Origin of the sequence: Streptomyces sp. NA02950 (assembly GCF_013364155.1) — a bacterium.
Lineage (GTDB): Bacteria > Actinomycetota > Actinomycetes > Streptomycetales > Streptomycetaceae > Streptomyces.
The window spans coordinates 6,996,410-7,015,669 of sequence record NZ_CP054916.1; the positions used below are offsets into that span (position 1 = coordinate 6,996,410).

The 19,260-nt window shown below is 70.8% G+C and carries 13 protein-coding genes; 9 read left to right on the forward strand and 4 right to left on the reverse strand.

Annotated features, from left to right (window positions below; translation table 11 throughout):
• Positions 1-63: 63 nt before the first annotated feature.
• Positions 64-1,077 (forward strand): TerC family protein, encoded by a 1,014-nt coding sequence (locus HUT19_RS30770; protein ID WP_176183578.1) that lies wholly within the window; start codon positions 64-66, stop codon positions 1,075-1,077.
• 144 nt (positions 1,078-1,221) lie between these two features.
• On the opposite strand, the gene HUT19_RS30775 is transcribed toward HUT19_RS30770, so the two are convergent.
• Together HUT19_RS30775 and HUT19_RS30780 are read right to left on the reverse strand one after the other, a co-directional pair.
• Entirely contained in the window at positions 1,222-2,532 is a 1,311-nt protein-coding gene (locus HUT19_RS30775) for an MFS transporter (protein ID WP_176183579.1), read from the reverse strand.
• A 113-nt stretch (positions 2,533-2,645) separates the two neighbouring features.
• Positions 2,646-3,302 carry an MBL fold metallo-hydrolase gene (locus tag HUT19_RS30780; RefSeq protein WP_176183580.1) on the reverse strand — a complete coding sequence of 219 codons (657 nt, stop codon included), beginning with the start codon at positions 3,300-3,302 and terminating at the stop codon, positions 2,646-2,648.
• 436 nt (positions 3,303-3,738) lie between these two features.
• Between HUT19_RS30780 and uvrA the strand changes: the two genes are divergently transcribed.
• A complete protein-coding gene (gene uvrA, locus HUT19_RS30785) occupies positions 3,739-6,759 on the forward strand; it encodes an excinuclease ABC subunit UvrA (protein ID WP_176183581.1) in 3,021 nt (1,006 codons plus the stop codon).
• A 196-nt stretch (positions 6,760-6,955) separates the two neighbouring features.
• Here uvrA and HUT19_RS30790 read toward each other — a convergent pair whose 3' ends face one another.
• Both HUT19_RS30790 and HUT19_RS30795 read right to left on the reverse strand, forming a co-directional pair.
• Positions 6,956-7,927: a carbohydrate kinase gene (locus HUT19_RS30790; protein ID WP_176183582.1), complete on the reverse strand. Its 972-nt coding sequence runs from the start codon at positions 7,925-7,927 to the stop codon at positions 6,956-6,958.
• 33 nt (positions 7,928-7,960) lie between these two features.
• Complete coding sequence (locus tag HUT19_RS30795) at positions 7,961-8,959, reverse strand: LacI family DNA-binding transcriptional regulator (RefSeq protein ID WP_176183583.1); 999 nt, start codon at positions 8,957-8,959, stop codon at positions 7,961-7,963.
• 267 nt (positions 8,960-9,226) lie between these two features.
• Here HUT19_RS30795 and HUT19_RS30800 point away from each other — a divergent pair, with 267 nt between their 5' ends.
• The 7 genes from HUT19_RS30800 to gap all read left to right on the forward strand — a co-directional run bounded on the left by HUT19_RS30800 (position 9,227) and on the right by gap (position 19,184).
• On the forward strand, positions 9,227-9,652 hold the full coding sequence (locus HUT19_RS30800) for a Rieske (2Fe-2S) protein (protein ID WP_176183584.1): 426 nt from the start codon (positions 9,227-9,229) through the stop codon (positions 9,650-9,652).
• Between the two features lie 153 nt (positions 9,653-9,805).
• Complete coding sequence (uvrC, locus tag HUT19_RS30805) at positions 9,806-11,932, forward strand: excinuclease ABC subunit UvrC (RefSeq protein ID WP_176183585.1); 2,127 nt, start codon at positions 9,806-9,808, stop codon at positions 11,930-11,932.
• Positions 11,929-12,882 carry an RNase adapter RapZ gene (gene rapZ, locus HUT19_RS30810; RefSeq protein ID WP_176183586.1) on the forward strand — a complete coding sequence of 318 codons (954 nt, stop codon included), beginning with the start codon at positions 11,929-11,931 and terminating at the stop codon, positions 12,880-12,882. The genes uvrC and rapZ overlap by 4 nt, the downstream gene beginning before the upstream one ends.
• On the forward strand, positions 12,879-13,898 hold the full coding sequence (gene yvcK / locus HUT19_RS30815) for a uridine diphosphate-N-acetylglucosamine-binding protein YvcK (RefSeq protein ID WP_176183587.1): 1,020 nt from the start codon (positions 12,879-12,881) through the stop codon (positions 13,896-13,898). The genes rapZ and yvcK overlap by 4 nt, the downstream gene beginning before the upstream one ends.
• A complete protein-coding gene (gene whiA, locus HUT19_RS30820) occupies positions 13,889-14,878 on the forward strand; it encodes a DNA-binding protein WhiA (protein WP_176183588.1) in 990 nt (329 codons plus the stop codon). Before yvcK ends, whiA begins: the two co-directional genes overlap by 10 nt.
• Positions 14,879-15,043: 165 nt before the next feature.
• Positions 15,044-18,007, forward strand: coding sequence for a M14 family metallopeptidase (locus HUT19_RS30825; RefSeq protein WP_176183589.1), 2,964 nt, complete (start codon positions 15,044-15,046; stop codon positions 18,005-18,007).
• 172 nt (positions 18,008-18,179) lie between these two features.
• Positions 18,180-19,184 carry a type I glyceraldehyde-3-phosphate dehydrogenase gene (gap, locus tag HUT19_RS30830; protein WP_176183590.1) on the forward strand — a complete coding sequence of 335 codons (1,005 nt, stop codon included), beginning with the start codon at positions 18,180-18,182 and terminating at the stop codon, positions 19,182-19,184.
• Positions 19,185-19,260: the final 76 nt, after the last annotated feature.

Here is a 19,260-nt window from a genome sequence, read left to right on the forward strand (position 1 = left end):
CGCGGGCGGAAGAGACCTCCGGCAGCGACACGCTGAAACTGCCGCACACATGCCGGAGGAACCGTGGATGTTTCCCTGACCATGTGGGCACTGACCATCGCCGGTCTCAGTGCCCTCATCGCCGTCGACTTCTTCATCGGCGGCCGCAAGCCGCACGAGGTCTCCCTCAAGGAGGCCGGGATCTGGACCACCGTCTGGATCGTTCTCGCCGGGCTCTTCGGCGCGGGCCTGCTGCTCTTCGCGGGCGGCCAGCCCTCCGGGGAGTTCTTCGCGGGCTTCATCACCGAGAAGTCGCTGAGCGTCGACAACCTCTTCGTCTTCGTCCTGATCATGGCGAAGTTCGCGGTGCCCACGATCTACCAGCAGCGCGTGCTGATGATCGGCGTGCTCATCGCGCTGGTGCTGCGGGCGATCTTCATCGCCGGAGGCGCGGCGATCATCTCGACCTTCTCCTGGGTCTTCTACCTGTTCGGCGCGTTCCTCATCTGGACGGCCTGGAAGCTCATCCAGGAGGCGCGAGCCGGTGAGGAGGACGAGGAGTTCGAGGAGAACCGCCTGCTCAAGGCGGTCGAGCGGCGCGTCCCGTCCACCGACAAGTACCACGGCACCAAGCTGTTCATCGTGGAGAACGGCAAGCGGCTGATGACCCCGATGCTGATCGTCATGCTGGCGATCGGCACCACGGACGTCCTGTTCGCGCTGGACTCGATCCCCGCGATCTTCGGCCTCACCCAGGACCCGTACATCGTCTTCACCGCCAACGCCTTCGCGCTGATGGGTCTGCGACAGCTGTACTTCCTCATCGGCGGACTGCTCAAGAAGCTGGTCCACCTCTCGTACGGACTGTCGGTCATCCTCGGCTTCATCGGCGTGAAGCTGGTGCTGCACGCGCTGCACGAGTCCGGGGTGCACGTCCCCGAGATCAGCATCCCGGTCTCGCTCGGCGTCATCTGCACCGTGCTCGCGGTCACCACGGTCACCAGCCTCCGCGCCTCGAAGAAGCAGGCGGCGGCGGAGGCAGGAGCCACGGCCGCGGGCGAAGACCCGGAGCGGGAGAAGGACAGCGTGGACGTCTGACCCATGCGAGGGGCGTGCGCCATCCCCGCACGCCCCGTCCGACTCCCCCGCCAGGCGCGCAACTCCGACGCACCCGGTGCGGGCGCCCCGCCCGGCGCCCACTCCGACGCACCCGGTGCGCGCGCCCGGGAAGGCGCCCCCTCATCAGGCGGGCGCCTCTCCTGTCTCCAGGGGCCGTACGGCCGGCCGCCCCTCCAGGGGCCGGTCGGCCGTCGGCCGGGTCTCGGGCAGCAGCGCGAAACAGCCCAGGCTGAGCAGCGCGACCGCGGTCAGATACGCGGCCACACCCCACGGCGGACCGCCGCCGTGCGACACCGCCGTCGCCACCACCGGGGTGAGCGCACCGCCCAGCACCCCCCCGAGGTTGTAGCCGACCGCAGCTCCCGTGCAGCGCACCCGCGCCTCGTACAGCTCCGGCAGATACGCCGAGATCACGGCGAACATGGTGATGAAGCCGAGCAGCGCCACCGTGAAGGCCAGGAACATCAGCGGCGGCTCCCCGGTGCGCAGCAGCGCGATCATCGGGAACATCCACACCACCGTGGCCGCGCAGCCCGCCAGACACATCGGCCGCCGCCCGAAACGGTCGCCGAGATGGGCCGCCAGCGGGGTCACGGCGCCCTTCACCGCCACCGCCCCCATGATGCAGCCCAGCATCACCGTGCGGTCCACTGCGAGCTCTTCCGTGCCGTATGCCAGGGCCCAGGTGCTGACCGCGTAGAAGACGGCGTAGCCGACCGCGAGCCCGCCCGCGGTGAGCAGCACCAGCCGCCAGTGGCCGCGCACCACCTCGGCCAGCGGTGCGGTGGCCCGTTCACCGTGCTCGGCCAGCTCCCGGAAGCGCGGGGTCTCGGTCAGCCGGGTCCGCAGCAGCAGCCCGGCACCCGCCAGCACCCCCGCGGCCCAGAACGGCACCCGCCACCCCCAGGAGCGGAACTCGGCGTCGCTCAGGGCCGCCGACAGGACCAGCATGATGCCGTTGGCCAGCAGAAACCCGATGGCCGGGCCGATCTGCGGAAAGCCCGACCACAGCCCGCGCCGCCGCGCGGGCGCGTGCTCGGCGGTCAGCAGCACCGCACCACCCCACTCACCGCCGACGCCGAGCCCCTGGAGGAAGCGCAGCACCAGCAGCAGTACGGGGGCGGCGATCCCGATGGAGTCGTACGTGGGCACGAAGCCCACCGCGACCGTGGCAAGACCGGTCAGCAGCAGTGAGGCGATCAGCACCGGCCGCCGGCCGTGGCGGTCGCCGAGCGGTCCGAAGAGCAGGGAGCCGAGCGGCCGTGCGACGAAGCCGACGGCGAAGGTGGAGAAGGCGGCCAGGGTCCCGGCGAGCGGGGAGAAGGTGGGGAAGAACAGCGGGCCGAGGACGAGCGCCGCGGCCGTGCCGTAGGCGAAGAAGTCGTAGAACTCGATCGCGGTACCGGCCAGGGACGCGGCCGCGAGTCGGGCCATGGACGGGGATCGGTCAGCGTGCATGCCGCGCCAACCGCCGTCACCCGCCACCGGTTACGGGCCTCCGGCAGGCGTGTGGAGGAGCCGGGGGGACCGGCGGCGCGCGGGGGTCGCTACCAGCCGCGCTTGCGCCATTCGCCGAGCTGCGGGCGCTCGGCGCCGAGCGTGGTGTCGTCGCCGTGGCCGGGGTAGACCCAGGTCTCGTCCGGCAGCCGGTCGAAGAGCTTGGCCTCGACGTCGTTGATGAGGCTCTCGAACGCCTCGGGGTCCTTGAAGGTGTTGCCGACCCCGCCGGGGAAGAGGCAGTCGCCGGTGAACACATGGGGATGGCCGTGCGGGTCGTCGTAGACCAGCGCGATGCTGCCCGGGGTGTGGCCGACCAGATGGCGGGCGGTCAGCTCGACCCGGCCGACGCGCAGGGTGTCGCCGTCCTCCACCAGGACATCGGTGGGCACCGGGATGCCCTCCGCGTCGTAGCGGCCCGCGTAGGTACGGGCGCCGGTGGCCTCCGCCACCTCGCGCAGCGCGCCCCAGTGGTCCTGGTGGCGGTGGGTGGTGACCACGGACGCGACCCCGCTGTCGCCGATGAGGGAGAGCAGTGTGTGCGGCTCGGCGGCGGCGTCGATCAGCAACTGCTCGTCGGTGGCCCGGCAGCGCAGCAGATAGGCGTTGTTGTGCATGGGTCCGACCGCGACCTTCGAGATCATGAGATCGGTCAGTTCGTGCACGTCCGCCGGTCCGCCGACCGTCACCGCTCCGCTGTAGGTCATGGCCTCAGCCTACCGGCGGGAGCACCGGCGGCGGGCCGCTGGGGCAGCCCGGATCCGTCCGTGCGTCCGGTGAGCCGCCCGGCGGCGTACCGGGGCGGTCAGCCGCAGCGGGGGAATACCGGGGTGCCCCGCGAACCTTGAAGAGGTGAGGACGTCGGGCCGTCCATCGCCTCTGTGACGGCGGCCGCGTCTCATGCGTAGCCGCCCATGTCCCGACCGTAGTGTGCGCTACACGATCGGGTGAACCCGGCTCACTCCCCCCACAAATCGAATGTGCGTGCTATAGGCTCGGTGTGCTGCATCCTTAAGACACCGCCGTGGCGCCCCCATACTCTTGGTCTGGGGGCTTCGCTCCGCTCCGTCCCCGCTCATCCGGCAGGGGGCCTCGGGAGCGGGCCCGGCGCACCCACCTCTCTCAAGAAAGGTGCCGACCGGCGTGGCCGACCGTCTCATCGTCCGTGGCGCTCGCGAGCACAACCTCAAGAATGTCTCGCTCGACCTCCCGCGTGACTCCCTCATCGTCTTCACCGGTCTGTCCGGGTCGGGCAAGTCCTCCCTCGCGTTCGACACGATCTTCGCCGAGGGGCAGCGCCGCTACGTCGAGTCGCTCTCCTCCTACGCCCGTCAGTTCCTGGGCCAGATGGACAAGCCCGATGTGGACTTCATCGAGGGCCTGTCCCCGGCGGTCTCCATCGACCAGAAGTCCACCTCGCGCAATCCGCGCTCCACGGTCGGCACCATCACCGAGGTCTACGACTACCTCCGGCTGCTGTTCGCCCGGATCGGCAAGCCGCACTGCCCCGAGTGCGGCCGCCCGATCGCCCGCCAGTCGCCGCAGGCGATCGTGGACCGGGTGCTGGAGCTGCCCGAGGGCAGCCGCTTCCAGGTGCTCTCCCCGCTGGTGCGCGAGCGCAAGGGGGAGTTCGTCGACCTCTTCTCCGACCTCCAGTCCAAGGGATACAGCCGGGCCCGGGTGGACGGCACCACCGTCCAGCTGTCCGACCCGCCGAAGCTGAAGAAGCAGGAGAAGCACACCATCGAGGTGGTCGTCGACCGCCTCACCGTCAAGGACAGCGCCAAGCGGCGGCTGACGGACTCGGTGGAGACCGCGCTCGGGCTCTCCGGCGGCATGGTGATCCTCGACTTCGTGGATCTCGACGAGGACGACCCGCAGCGTGAGCGGATGTTCTCCGAGCACCTCTACTGCCCGTACGACGACCTGTCGTTCGAGGAGCTGGAGCCGCGCTCCTTCTCCTTCAACTCGCCGTTCGGCGCCTGCTCGGAGTGCACCGGTATCGGGACCCGGATGGAGGTCGACCCCGAGCTGATCGTCCCGGACGAGGAGAAGTCGCTCGACGAGGGCGCCATCCACCCCTGGTCCCACGGCCACACCAAGGACTATTTCGGACGGCTGGTCGGCGCGCTCGCCGACGCGCTCGGCTTCCGTACCGACATCCCCTGGGCCGGGCTGCCGCAGCGGGCCAAGAAGGCACTGCTCAACGGGCACAAGACCCAGATCGAGGTGCGCTACCGCAATCGTTACGGCCGCCAGCGCGCCTACACCACCGCCTTCGAAGGGGCGCTGCCCTTCGTCAAGCGGCGCCACTCCGAGGCGGAGAGCGACTCCAGCCGGGAGCGCTTCGAGGGCTATATGCGCGAGGTGCCCTGCCCCACCTGTGAGGGCACCCGGCTCAAGCCGATCGTCCTCGCGGTCACCGTGCAGGGCCGGTCCATCGCGGAGGTCTCCGCGATGTCGATCAGCGACTGCGCCGAGTTCCTGCGGGACATGAAGCTCACCGACCGCGAGAAGACCATCGCCGAGCGGGTGCTCAAGGAGGTCAACGAGCGGCTGCGGTTCCTGGTCGACGTCGGCCTGGACTACCTCTCGCTCAACCGCGCGGCGGGCACCCTCTCCGGCGGCGAGGCCCAGCGCATCCGGCTGGCCACCCAGATCGGCTCCGGTCTGGTCGGTGTGCTCTATGTGCTGGACGAGCCGTCGATCGGGCTGCACCAGCGCGACAACCACCGGCTGATCGAGACGCTGGTGCGGCTGCGCGACCTCGGCAACACCCTGATCGTGGTGGAGCACGACGAGGACACCATCAAGACCTCGGACTGGGTGGTGGACATCGGCCCGGGCGCCGGTGAGCACGGCGGCAAGGTGGTCCACAGCGGGCCCTTGAGCGAGCTGCTGGTCAACAAGGAGTCGATGACCGGGCACTATCTGTCCGGCAAGAAGGCCATCGCGCTGCCCGCGCTGCGGCGGCCGGTGGACGCCAAGCGGCAGTTGACGGTCCACGGCGCCCGGGAGAACAACCTCCAGGACATCGATGTGTCCTTCCCCCTCGGTGTGCTCACCGCGGTCACCGGTGTCTCGGGCTCGGGTAAGTCCACCCTGGTCAACGACATCCTCTACACCCATCTGGCCCGTGAGCTGAACGGTGCGCGGGCGGTCCCCGGGCGCCACACCCGGGTCGCCGGTGACGATCTGGTCGACAAGGTGGTGCATGTCGACCAGTCGCCGATCGGCCGCACCCCGCGGTCCAACCCGGCCACCTACACCGGTGTCTTCGACCATGTGCGCAAGCTGTTCGCCGAGACGATGGAGGCGAAGGTGCGCGGCTATCTGCCGGGCCGCTTCTCCTTCAACGTCAAGGGCGGCCGCTGCGAGAACTGCTCGGGTGACGGCACCATCAAGATCGAGATGAACTTCCTGCCGGATGTGTATGTGCCGTGCGAGGTCTGCCACGGCGCGCGCTACAACCGGGAGACCCTCGAGGTGCACTACAAGGGCAAGTCCATCGCCGAGGTGCTGGACATGCCCATCGAGGAGGCGCTGGACTTCTTCGAGGCGGTGCCCACGATCAGCCGCCATCTACGGACGCTCAACGAGGTGGGGCTCGGCTACGTCCGGCTGGGGCAGCCCGCGCCGACCCTCTCCGGTGGTGAGGCCCAGCGGGTCAAGCTGGCCAGCGAGCTCCAGAAGCGGTCCACCGGGCGCACCGTCTATGTGCTCGACGAGCCGACCACAGGTCTGCACTTCGAGGACATCAGCAAGCTGATCAGCGTGCTCTCCGGACTGGTCGACAAGGGCAATACGGTGATCGTCATCGAGCACAACCTCGATGTGATCAAGACGGCCGACTGGGTCGTGGACATGGGCCCCGAGGGCGGCAGCGGCGGTGGACTGGTGATCGCCGAGGGCACCCCGGAGAACGTGGCCTCCGTTCCGGCCAGCCACACCGGGAAGTTCCTGCGGGACATGCTGGGCGACCGGGTGAGCGACGCGGTGGTGCCCGCGGCGCGCAACGGCGGCAAGAGCAGCGGTACCGCCAAGAAGACCGCGGCCAAGAAGGCGCCCGCCAAGACCGCGGCGAAGAAGACGGCCGCCGCCAAGACCGCCAAGAAGACCGTCACCAAGAAGACGGTGGCGGCGAAGAAGGCGGCGGGCGCGTAGCGCCATGAGCCGTGCCCCGGGCCGCCGTGCCGAACGGCGGCCCGGGGACAGGGGTTGGGGGCGCCCCGCAGAGGCGCGGGGAACTGCGCGAGGGGCCCCGACGCAGCCGCGGACGCATGACGGCACCTCGCGGCACCACGTCCCGCGGAGCGCTTGCCGGCCGGTCGGCCACCGCGGGCGGGCTCGCCCGGCGGCGTCAGTCCAGCTCGGCGGCGTAGGGCGGTTCGGCACCCGCGCGCGAGCAGGTGAGCGCGGCGGCCCGCGCCGCGAAGCCCAGCACATCCCGCCACGCCGCCTCGTCCAGCTTGGCGAGCGCGGACGCCGACAGCGCGCCATGCGCCGCGAGCCGGTGCAGCAGCGCGGCGTTCACGGTGTCGCCCGCGCCGATGGTGTCCACGATCTCCACCGGCTCGCCCGGCACCGCACAGCCGGTGCCGTCCTGGCACCGCACACTCATCCCGTCCCCGCCATGGGTGAGCACCACCGCCGCCGGACCCGCCGCCAGCCACTCCCGTATGGCCGTGTCCGGCTCATCGGAGCCCGCCAGCCAGGCCGCGTCCTCGACCGACAGCTTCAGCAGCCCGACATCCGGCAGCCAGCCGCGGAAGCGGGCCCGGTAGGCGTCCGCGTCCGCGATCAGCCCGGTGCGGATATTGGGGTCCAGCGCGGTGAAGACCCCGCGCCCCGCCTCACGCCGCAGCAGTGCCTCGTACGCACTGGCGCCCGGCTCCAGCACCAGGGAACAGGTGCCCAGCGACAGGGCGGTGACCCCGTCGGGCAGCGCGCCGGGCAGTTCGAAGAGCCGGTCCGCGGTGCCCTGGACATAGAAGCCGTAGCCCGCCGAACCATCGGCGCCGATGGACGCGACCGCGAGCGTGGTGGGCTCCGGGCCTCGCTGCACCAGCGCGGTGTCCACACCGTCCGCGCGCAGCCCGGACAGCAGCGCCTCGCCGAAGCTGTCGGTGGACACCCGTGAGCAGAACGCGGTGGGCGAACCCAGCCGGGCCAGCGCCATCGCGGTGTTGTACGGGCCACCGCCGCGGCGGGGCAGCAGCGCGGGCAGTTCACCACCCGCCGAGGGACCCGGCGGCGTCGTACTACCGGGCGTACTACCGGACGTACCACCGGGCACGAGGTCGATCAGGGCTTCTCCGGCGACGACGATCACGGGACGGATCCTTTCCTGGTGCGGACCGGGGTCTCAGGCGGCACAGCCGCAGGAGGTGCGATGAACAAAGGAACAGGGCAGCCGGACGGTCCGGGGTGGCCGTGCCGGGTCCGCCAGCCGTTCGAGCAGCAGCCCCAGCGCGGTACTGCCGATCTCCCGGCTGGGCTGGGCGATCGCGGTGAGTCCGGGGGAGAACACATCGGCCCAGGAGAAGTCGTCGAAGCAGACGAGCGCGATGTCGTCCGGTACGGCGAGCCCCGCCGCCCGCAGGGCGCGCAGCGCGCCGATGGTCATCGTGTTGTTCGCGGTGATGATCGCGGTGGGTGGTTCGGGGAGGGCGAGCAGCCGGTGCGTGGCCTCCTCGGCGCCCTGCGCCTCGGAGTGGCCGCCCGCCAGCAGCTCCGGTGCGAACGGCAGCCCGCGCAGCAGCAGTCCGGCCCGGTAACCGGCGATCCGCTCGGTGGTGGTGCTCAGCCCAGGCTCCCCGGCGACCAGGCCGATCCGGGTGTGGCCGAGGTCGGCGAGATGGAGGACCAACTGCTCGACCGGGGCGGTGTTCTCGGCACACACCTGGTCGTGGCCGTCGCCCACCAGCCGGTCGAGGAAGACCGCGGGCACCTCGCGCCGGGTCAGATAGTCCACCAGCGCCGAGGGCTCGGCGGACGGGGCCACGATCACCCCGTCCACCCGCCGCTCATGAAGCAGTTGGACCACCTTGCGCTCATGCACGGGATCGTCGTGCGGATCGGCGATCAGCAGGCTGTAGCCGTGTTCCAGGGCACGGGACTCGACTCCTTGCAGAATCTCGGTGAAATACGGGTTGCTGATCGCCGAGACGGCCAGTCCGATCGACCGGGTGCGCGAGGTGACCAGGGAGCGCGCGAGCGTGTTCGGGGTGTAGCCGAGGGTGTCGATCGCGTCCAGGACCGCCCGGCGGGTGTCCGGGCGCACCGGCCGGGTCTCGTTGAGCACATGCGAGACGGTGGCCACGGACACGCCCGCGCGCCGGGCCACATCCGCCATGGTCGTCATCCGCCGTCCCTTTCGCCGTCCCGGCGCCTGTTTCCGCCATCCGCGCCGCTTGCCGCTGTGCCGCTTGCCGCCACGCCGCGTCCGCCGTTCCCACTGGTCCCGCCGGGAACGTACACCACTCCTGGGCACGACGTAAACGTTTGCGCAAGCGTTTACGTCCCGACCGCCGACAAGGCGGCACACGGGGCGCCCGCGGTGGCGGCCGGAGGGATCTGTGCCGGTATCGTCATGACGCCACGACCCTCACCAGGAGCCCGGAGCCCGTTTATGAGCAGCCAGCCCGCCTCCCGACGAACCGTGCTGTGCGGCGCGGCACTGGCCGGTGCCGCTGGCCTCGGAGCCACCGCCTGCTCCGCGGGCGGCGCGGGCGCGAAGGCCCCCGTCACGCCCACCGCCCCGGTCGACCTCGGCGCGGCGGACGCCGTCCCGGCCGGTGGCACCAAGATCTACCGCGAGGACCGGGTGGTGGTCGCCCGGGACGCGGACGGTGCGTACACGGCGTTCAGCGCGGTGTGCACACATGCCGGATGCGTCGTGGACGCGGTCGAGGACGGGAAGATCACCTGCTCCTGCCACGGCAGCCAGTTCGACGCCCGGACCGGCAAGGTCCTTGAGGGCCCCGCCACCCGGCCGCTGCCCTCCGTGCCGGTCACGGCCAAGGGCGGGAAGCTGGTCGCGGGCCCGGACGCCTGACCCCTCCGGCCGTACGCCCGCCCCCTGTCCGCCGGCCCCCCCTGCCGCACGCCCGGCCCCCTGCCGGCCTGACGCCCCACGCGTCCCGTACGCCCCCGGACCCGCGGCCGGAGGGCACCGGAACTGTCACTCCCCGCCAGTAGGGTGGTGACCATGGCCGACCCGAGCAGCTACCGCCCCAAGCCGGGACAGATCCCCGACTCGCCGGGGGTGTACAAGTTCCGCGATGAGCACGGCCGGGTGATCTACGTCGGAAAGGCGAAGAGCCTGCGCCAGCGGCTCTCCTCGTACTTCCAGGACCTCGCCAATCTCCACCCGCGCACCCGCACCATGGTCACCACGGCCGCTGCGGTCGAGTGGACCGTGGTCTCCACCGAGGTCGAGGCGCTACAGCTCGAGTATTCGTGGATCAAGGAGTTCGATCCCCGGTTCAACGTCAAATACCGTGACGACAAGAGCTATCCCTCCCTCGCCGTCACGCTCAACGAGGAATTCCCCCGGGTCCAGGTCATGCGCGGCCCCAAGAAGAAGGGCGTGCGCTATTTCGGCCCGTACGCCCATGCCTGGGCGATCCGCGAGACCGTTGATCTGATGCTGCGGGTGTTCCCCGTCCGCACCTGCTCCGCGGGGGTGTTCAAGCGCTCCGCCCAGATCGGCCGCCCCTGTCTGCTCGGTTACATCGGCAAGTGCTCGGCCCCCTGCGTCGGCCGGGTCAGCGCCGAGGAGCACCGGGAACTGGCCGAGGAGTTCTGCGACTTCATGGCCGGGCGCACCGGCACCTATCTGCGCCGCCTGGAGCAGCGGATGCAGGAGGCGGCCGAGGAGATGGAGTACGAGAAGGCCGCCCGGCTGCGTGACGACATAGGGGCGCTCAGGCGCGCCATGGAGAAGAACGCGGTGGTGCTCGCCGACGCGACCGACGCCGATCTCATAGCGGTCGCCGAGGACGAGCTGGAGGCGGCCGTCCAGATCTTCCATGTGCGCGGCGGCCGGGTGCGCGGTCAGCGCGGCTGGGTCACCGACAAGGTCGAGGCCGTGGACACCGCCGATCTCGTCGAGCACGCCCTGCAACAGCTCTACGGCGAGGAGCGGGGCGACGCGGTGCCCAAGGAGGTGCTGGTGCCCGCCGTGCCGGACCCCGCCGAGCCGGTGACCCAGTGGCTCACCGACCGCAGGGGCTCCCGGGTCGATCTGCGCATCCCGCAGCGCGGCGACAAGAAGGACCTGATGGCCACCGTGCAGCGGAACGCCCAGCAGGCGCTGGCGCTGCACAAGACCAAGCGGGCCTCCGATCTGACCACCCGTTCCCGGGCGCTGGAGGAGATCGCGCGCGCCCTGGACCTGGACTCGGCGCCGCTGCGCATCGAGTGCTTCGACATCTCCCATTTCCAGGGCGATGACGTGGTGGCCTCCATGGTGGTCTTTGAAGACGGGCTCGCCCGGAAGAGCGAATACCGCCGCTTCCAGATCAAGAGCTTCGCCGGGCAGGACGACGTGCGTTCCATGCACGAGGTGGTCGGCCGCCGCTTCCGCCGCTATCTCCAGGAGAAGCAGCGGACGGGGGAGTGGGAGGAGGAGCCCCGGGAGGCGCCCCGCGAGGAGCCCCGGGAGGCGCCCGCCGCCCCCATGAACGGCACCCATGCCCCCGCGGACGGCGCCTCCGCCCCCGAAGGAGCGGCCCCGGCTCCGGACGGCGTCGAGGAATCCTCCGGCCCCACCGACGACAACGGCCGCCCCAAGCGGTTCGCCTACCCTCCGCAGCTCGTCGTGGTCGACGGCGGACAGCCGCAGGTCGCCGCCGCCCGGCGGGCCCTGGACGAGCTGGGCATCGACGACGTGGCCGTCTGCGGCCTCGCCAAGCGGCTGGAGGAGGTCTGGCTTCCCGGCGATGACGACCCGGTGGTGCTGCCCCGCAGCAGCGAGGGGCTCTATCTGTTGCAGCGGATCCGTGACGAGGCCCACCGCTTCGCCATCTCCTACCAGCGCAGCAAGCGCGCCAAGTCCCTGAAGGCCGGACCGCTGGACGCCGTGCCGGGGCTGGGCGAGAGCCGCAAGCAGGCGCTGCTGAAGCACTTCGGGTCCCTCAAACGGCTGCGCGCCGCCACCGTCGAGCAGATCTGCGAGGTGCCCGGCGTGGGCCGCAAGACGGCGGAGACGGTGGCCGCCGCCCTCACCCAGGCGGCCCCGGCCGCCCCGGCGGTGAACACCGCCACAGGAGAGATCATTGAGGACGAGGCCGCGAACGCGGCGCCGTCGGCGAATCGGGGGACGGGATCATGACAGAGCACACGAGCACAACAGAGCACGAGAACCACGGAGACGGAGCGCAGGTGAAGACGGGCACGACGGGAGAGGCCGCCGATGCGGCAGCCATCCCCGAGCTGGTGATCATCTCTGGCATGTCCGGCGCGGGCCGCAGCACCGCCGCCAAGTGTCTGGAGGACCTCGGCTGGTTCGTCGTGGACAACCTGCCGCCCGCGCTGATCCCCACCATGGTCGACCTCGGCGCCCGCTCCCAGGGCAATGTGGCCCGGATCGCCGTGGTGGTGGACGTCCGCGGCCGCCGTTTCTTCGACAACCTCCGCGAGTCCCTCGCGGACCTGGCCGCCAAGAACGTCAAGCGGCGCGTGCTGTTCCTGGAGGCGTCCGACGAGGCGCTGGTGCGCCGTTTCGAGTCCGTGCGCCGTCCGCATCCGCTCCAGGGCGACGGCCGGATCGTGGACGGTATCGCCGCCGAGCGCGATCTGCTGCGTGAGCTGCGCGGCGACGCCGATCTGGTGATCGACACCTCCAGCCTGAACGTGCACGAGCTGCGCGCCAAGATGGACGCCCAGTTCGCGGGCGAGGAGGAGCCCGAGCTGCGGGCCACCGTGATGTCCTTCGGCTACAAGTACGGGCTGCCCGTCGACGCCGACCTGGTGGTGGACTGCCGCTTCCTGCCCAATCCGCACTGGGTCCCCGAGCTGCGCCCCTTCACCGGGCTCAACGAGGAGGTGTCCGGCTATGTGTTCAACCAGCCGGGCGCCAAGGAGTTCCTCGACCGCTACGCCGAGCTGCTCCAGCTGATCGCCGCGGGCTACCGCCGCGAGGGCAAGCGCTATGTGACCATCGCCATCGGCTGCACCGGCGGCAAGCACCGCAGTGTCGCGATGTCCGAGCGGCTCGCCCCCCGGCTGGCGGCCGAGGGCGTGGAGACCGTGATCGTCCACCGTGACATGGGGCGCGAGTGACGATCCGAACCAGGCGGCTGCGACGGCTGGTCGGCGCCCGCACGACCCGGGGCGCCCAGCCCAAGGTCGTGGCGCTCGGCGGCGGTATGGGCCTGTCCGCGTCGCTCGCCGCACTGCGCCGGATCACCGGCGATCTCACCGCGGTCGTCACCGTGGCCGACGACGGGGGCTCCAGCGGACGGCTCCGCGACGAGCTGGGCGTGCTGCCGCCCGGCGATCTGCGCAAGGCGCTGGCCGCGCTCTGCGGGGACGACGACTGGGGCCAGACCTGGGCCCGGGTGATCCAGCACCGCTTCATCAGCGAGGGCGAGCTGCACGGCCACGCGGTCGGCAATCTGCTGATCGTCGCCCTCTGGGAGCAGCTGGGCGACCATGTGAAGGCGCTGGACCTGGTGGGCAAGCTGCTGGGCGCGCACGGCCGGGTGCTGCCGATGTCGGCCGTGCCGCTGGAGCTCCAGGCATATGTGCGCGGCCATGACCCGGCCCGCCCGGAGGAGGTCTCCACGGTCGCGGGACAGGCGACCGTGGCGCTCACCCCGGGCGAGGTCCAGTCGGTGCATCTGGTGCCGCACGACCCGCCCGCCGTGCCCGAGGCCGTCGAGGCGGTCATGGACGCCGACTGGGTGGTCCTGGGGCCCGGTTCCTGGTTCTCCTCCGTCATCCCGCACCTGCTGGTTCCGGACCTGCTCCAGGCGCTCACCGAAACCAAGGCCCGCCGGGTGCTCTCGCTGAACCTCGCCCCCCAGCCGGGCGAAACCGATGGCTTCTCCCCGCAGCGTCATTTGGAGGTTTTGGCCCGACACGCCCCTAAACTCGCCTTCGACGTGGTGCTGGCCGACGAGGCCGCCGTTCCCGACCAGAGCAGTCTGTGCGACGCCGCGAAGCGGCTGGGCGGCACGGTCGAGCTGGTGCCGGTGGCCGCGACCGACGGTGCCCCGAAGCACGACCCGGAGCTTCTGGCGGCCGCGTACGACCGTATTTTTCGGATGCATGGAAGGATCGGCCCATGGCGATGACGGCAGCGGTGAAGGACGAAATCTCCCGGCTCCCCGTCACCCGCACCTGCTGCCGGAAAGCGGAGGTCTCGGCGATCCTGCGGTTCGCGGGCGGTCTGCACCTGGTCAGCGGGCGCATCGTGATCGAAGCGGAGCTGGACACGGGCATCGCCGCCCGCAGAGTCCGCAAGGACATCCTGGAGATCTTCGGTCACTCCTCGGATCTGGTGGTGATGGCACCCGGCGGCCTGCGCCGCGGCAGCCGGTACGTGGTGCGGGTGGTGGCGGGCGGTGACCAGCTGGCCCGGCAGACCGGCCTGGTCGACGGCCGCGGCCGGCCGATCCGCGGGCTGCCGCCGCAGGTCGTCTCCGGTGCCACCTGTGACGCCGAGGCCGCCTGGCGCGGGGCCTTCCTCGCCCATGGCTCGCTCACCGAGCCGGGCCGTTCCTCCTCGCTGGAGGTGACCTGCCCCGGTCCGGAGGCCGCGCTGGCGCTGGTCGGTGCCGCCCGTCGGCTCCAGATCGCCGCGAAGGCCCGCGAGGTGCGCGGCGTGGACCGGGTTGTCGTCCGGGACGGTGATGCCATCGGCGCGCTGTTGACGCGGCTGGGGGCGCATGAATCGGTGCTCGCCTGGGAGGAGCGGCGGATGCGCCGCGAGGTCCGGGCCACCGCCAACCGGCTGGCCAACTTCGACGACGCCAATCTGCGCCGTTCGGCCCGCGCCGCCGTCGCCGCCGGGGCCCGGGTGCAGCGTGCCCTGGAGATCCTCGGCGAGGAGGTGCCCGAGCACCTCGCCGCCGCCGGGCGGCTGCGCATGGAGCACAAGCAGGCGTCGCTGGAGGAGCTGGGCGCGCTCGCCGACCCGCCGCTGACCAAGGACGCGGTCGCGGGCCGGATCCGCCGGCTGCTGGCCATGGCCGACAAGCGCGCCCAGGACCTGGGCATCCCCGGCACCGAGTCGAGCCTGACCGACGAGATGGCCGAGGGCATGGTCGGCTGACCGGCCCGCCCGCACCGTCCCGTTCCCCGGATCTTCCGCCCCCGGACCCCGCCAACTGGGCCCGGGGGGAACACCTTTCACCCCACTGTTGACATGGCCATGGGCCGACATCAGTCTGAGTGCGCCTGCGCAACCCAATGCGTCGGACGACAACCAGGGGGGCTCATGCACAGACGCAAGGCGAGATCGATCAGATCGCTTGTCGCGGTGGCTTCACTGCTCCTGGGGGGACTGGCCGCGGTACCCGCCGCACAGGCTCGGCCCACCGCGGACACCTCGGCCGACGGACTGTCCGTCTGGACGGCCGAGGTGAGCAGGGACCAGATTCCGCTGCTGCTGCGCTCCGGCGCGGACGGGCATGAACTCGGGCGCCAGGTGCCCGAGAAGGGCCGCGGAGCGGTCGAGCTCTACCTCACGCGGAAGCAGGCCGCGAAGCTGCGCGGCAAGGGGGTGCGGCTCACCGAGAAGAAGGTCTCCGCACAGGCCCGCAACCGTCTCAAGGCCGCGGGCGACGGGGTGTTCCGCCCCTACAGCGGCGCCGGCGGGCTGAAACAGGAGATCGTCGAGACCGGCCGGGCCCATCCCGGTCTCACCAAGGTCGTCAGCATCGGCAAGACCACCCAGGGCAAGGACATCCTCGCCCTCAAGCTCACCAAGGGCGCCGCGAAGTCCCGCGACGGCAGCAGGCCGTCGGTGCTGTACATGTCCAACCAGCACGCCCGGGAGTGGATCACGCCGGAGATGACCCGGCGTCTGATGCACTACTACCTCGACAACTACGGCAAGGACGACCGCGTCACCCGGATCGTCGACCGCACCGAACTGTGGTTCGTCCTCTCCGCCAACCCGGACGGCTACGACTACACCCACCAGAGCCCCGCCAACCGCCAGTGGCGCAAGAACCTGCGCGACAACAACGGCGACGGCAAGATCACCCCCGGCGACGGTGTCGACCCGAACCGCAACTTCCCCTACAAGTGGGGCTACGACAACGAGGGTTCGTCGGCCGACCCCGCCGACGAGACCTACCGGGGTCCCGCCCCCGGCTCCGAACCCGAGACCAAGGCGCTGGACTCCTTCGAGAAGCGCATCGGGTTCGACTACGGCATCAACTACCACTCCGCCGCCGAACTGCTGCTCTACGGCGTCGGCTGGCAGGTCGCCACCCCGACCCCCGACGACGTCCTCTACAAGTCGCTCGCCGGGACCCCGGAGAACTCGGCGATCCCCGGCTACCACCCGCAGGTCTCCTCCGAGCTGTACACCACCAACGGCGAGGCCGACGGCCACGCGGCCAACGTCAACGGGATGATGATGTTCACCCCGGAGATGTCGACCTGTCAGACCGCGTCCGCCGTCGACCCCGACGACGCCTGGAAGCCCGGCGACTGCGCGTCCGTCTTCACCTTCCCGGACGACAAGAAGCTGATCCAGCAGGAGTTCACCAAGAACATCCCGTTCGCGCTCTCGGTCGCCGAGACCGCCGCCCACCCCGACCGGCCCTCCTCGTCGGTCGGCATCGACGCGCCCGACTTCACCCCGGACACCTTCACCACCTCCTACGCCCGCGGCGGCGACCAGGAGGTCTCCGTCACCGTGCGCAAGAGCGTCCGCGACAAGCGGCTCAACTACCGCGTGGACGGCGGCCGCACCCGCACCGCGGCGCTCAGGCCCTGGAAGGGCGGTGAGACCTACGGCGGCGAGGACAACATCCGCTTCGACCAGTACCGCGCCACCGTCGAGGGCGCGGACACCGGTGAGAAGGTCCAGGTCTGGTACACCGGCCGCACCAAGAGCGGCAAGCGGACCGCCAGCGAACCCTTCACCTACACCGTCGCCTCCCGGCCCCGCGCCGACACCCTGGTGATCGCCGAGGAGGGCGGCAGCACCCCGGCCCGGCACACCGCCGCCTACACCAAGGCGCTCGCCGACAACGGCCGCAAGGCCGCCGTCTGGGACGTCGCCGCCAAGGGCGCGCCCTCCGCACTCGGGGTGCTCAGCCACTTCCGCACCGTGCTCTGGTACACCGGCGCCGAGCGGCCCGGCGGGCCGACCCTGCTGGCCGTGCGCGACTTCCTCAACGAGGGCGGCAAGCTGATCACCACCGGTGAGCGGGCCGGGGGCAGTTCCGAGGTGGGCCCGGCCGACACCGACGACTTCAGCCAGTACTACCTGGGCGCCGACAGCCGGATCACGCTCCCGTCGCCCCCCGCCTACCAGGGCGGCGGCGCGCTCAAGGGCACCGCGGCCACCCTGGCCGACGCCCCCGGCAACCCGCTGGACAGCGCGGGCGGCTACACCGTCACCTCCGATGTGCTGCCGCCGAAGGACTTCCCGCAGTTCCGCAGCGCGGGCGCGGGCGAGTACCCGGGGGCCCGCTCGCCGTACCAGCCGTACGAGGGCGACTGGATGGCGGCCGCCGGCCACCACGACAACTCCTGGAACCGGCTCGCCCGCACCGTCGATCTGACCGGGGTGAACGCGGCCGACAAGCCGAGTCTGACCTTCCGGCTCAGCCATGACACCGAGCCCGGCTACGACCATGTGATCGTCGAGGCGCACACCGTGGGCCAGGAGGACTGGACCACGCTGCCCGACGCGGGCGGCGGCAGCTCCGCCAAGGTGCCCACCGAGTGCGAGGCGGGCTTCCTGCTCAACCTCCACCCGTTCCTCAAGCACTACCTCACCCCCGGGGACGACGGCTGCAAGGCCACCGGCACCACCGGCGCCTGGAACAGCTTCACCGGCTCCTCCGAGGGCTGGCGGCCGGTCTCGCTCGACCTGAGCGGCTACGCGGGCAAGAAGGTCGAGCTATCGGTCTCGTACGTGACCGACCCGGGCACCGGCGGCCGCGGCGCCTTCGTCGACAGCACCGCGCTGGTCGTCGGCGGCGCCACCCAGGACACCGAGGGATTCGAGACGGCGCTCGGACCGTGGTCCGCTGCCGGGCCGCCGGAGGGCAGCCCGGCGAATCCCGCGAACTGGACCCGGTCCCAGGAGCTCTTCCACACCTCCGCGGGGGTCACCACCCGGGACACCGTGCTGCTCGGCTTCGGCCTGGAGCACGTACCCAGCGCGGCCCAGCGGGCGAAGCTCGTCGGTGGCGCACTCCGTGCGCTGCGCCGTTGACAGATCGTGACGACTCGTGACTGAATCGGCGGCCCATACCACGTTCAGGTGGTCATGGGCCGCCGATGCCAATGTCACGTACGTCTCGTGATAGCGGTAGGGTCGGAGGCGGTCGGGGACATCCACACAAGCTCGCCGGGCAGCCCGGCACACCTAACGAGGAGATCGGTTCGTGACGATCCGCGTAGGCATCAACGGCTTCGGTCGCATCGGCCGCAACTACTTCCGCGCGCTCCTGGAGCAGGGCGCGGACATCGAAATCGTCGGTGTCAACGACCTGACCGACAACGCAACGCTGGTGCACCTGCTGAAGTACGACAGCATCCTGGGACGGCTGAAGCAGGAGGTCAGCCACACCGAGGACACCATCACGGTGGGCAACCAGACGTTCAAGACCATGGCCGAGCGTGACCCGGCCGCCCTCCCGTGGGGAGAGCTCGGGGCCGACATCGTCGTCGAGTCCACCGGCATCTTCACCAAGCGCGAGGACGCCGCCAAGCACCTGGCCGCGGGCGCCAAGAAGGTCCTGATCTCCGCGCCCGCCAAGGACGAGGACATCACGATCGTGATGGGCGTCAACCAGGACAAGTACGACCCGTCCCAGCACGACGTCATCTCCAACGCCTCCTGCACCACCAACTGTGTGGCGCCGATGGCCAAGGTCCTCGACGAGAACTTCGGCATCGTCAAGGGCATGATGACGACGGTCCACGCCTACACCAACGACCAGCGCATCCTGGACTTCCCGCACAAGGACCTGCGCCGCGCCCGCGCCGCCGCGGAGAACATCATTCCGACCTCCACCGGCGCCGCCAAGGCCACCGCCCTGGTCCTGCCGCAGCTCAAGGGCAAGCTGGACGGCATCGCGATGCGCGTCCCGGTCCCGACCGGCTCGGTCACCGACCTCGTTCTCGAGCTCGACCGCGAGGTCACCAAGGACGAGATCAACACCGCCTTCCAGAAGGCCGCCGAGGGCCAGCTCAAGGGCATCCTGGAGTACACCGAGGACCCGATCGTCTCCTCGGACATCGTCAACTGGCCGGCTTCCTGTACCTTCGACTCCTCCCTGACCATGGTCCAGGGCAAGCAGGTCAAGGTCGTCGGCTGGTACGACAACGAGTGGGGCTACTCCAACCGCCTGGTCGACCTGACCGTTTTCGTCGGCGGCAAGCTCTGACGCTGTCGCGATGAGCGAGGAAAGGGGCCCGCTACGACGCTGTCGCAGCGGGCCCCTTTCCCATGATCAAGGAGCC

Excerpts from the sequence above, each read along its gene's own strand:
- HUT19_RS30775 (WP_176183579.1), bottom strand. The coding sequence starts at position 2,532 with ATGGCCCGACTCGCGGCCGCGTCCCTGGCCGGTACCGCGATCGAGTTC.
- HUT19_RS30780 (WP_176183580.1), bottom strand. The coding sequence starts at position 3,302 with ATGACCTACAGCGGAGCGGTGACGGTCGGCGGACCGGCGGACGTGCAC.
- HUT19_RS30795 (WP_176183583.1), bottom strand. The coding sequence starts at position 8,959 with ATGACGACCATGGCGGATGTGGCCCGGCGCGCGGGCGTGTCCGTGGCC.
- HUT19_RS30800 (WP_176183584.1), top strand. The coding sequence starts at position 9,227 with ATGAGCAGCCAGCCCGCCTCCCGACGAACCGTGCTGTGCGGCGCGGCA.
- uvrC (WP_176183585.1), top strand. The coding sequence starts at position 9,806 with ATGGCCGACCCGAGCAGCTACCGCCCCAAGCCGGGACAGATCCCCGAC.
- rapZ (WP_176183586.1), top strand. The coding sequence starts at position 11,929 with ATGACAGAGCACACGAGCACAACAGAGCACGAGAACCACGGAGACGGA.
- whiA (WP_176183588.1), top strand. The coding sequence starts at position 13,889 with ATGGCGATGACGGCAGCGGTGAAGGACGAAATCTCCCGGCTCCCCGTC.
- HUT19_RS30825 (WP_176183589.1), top strand. The coding sequence starts at position 15,044 with ATGCACAGACGCAAGGCGAGATCGATCAGATCGCTTGTCGCGGTGGCT.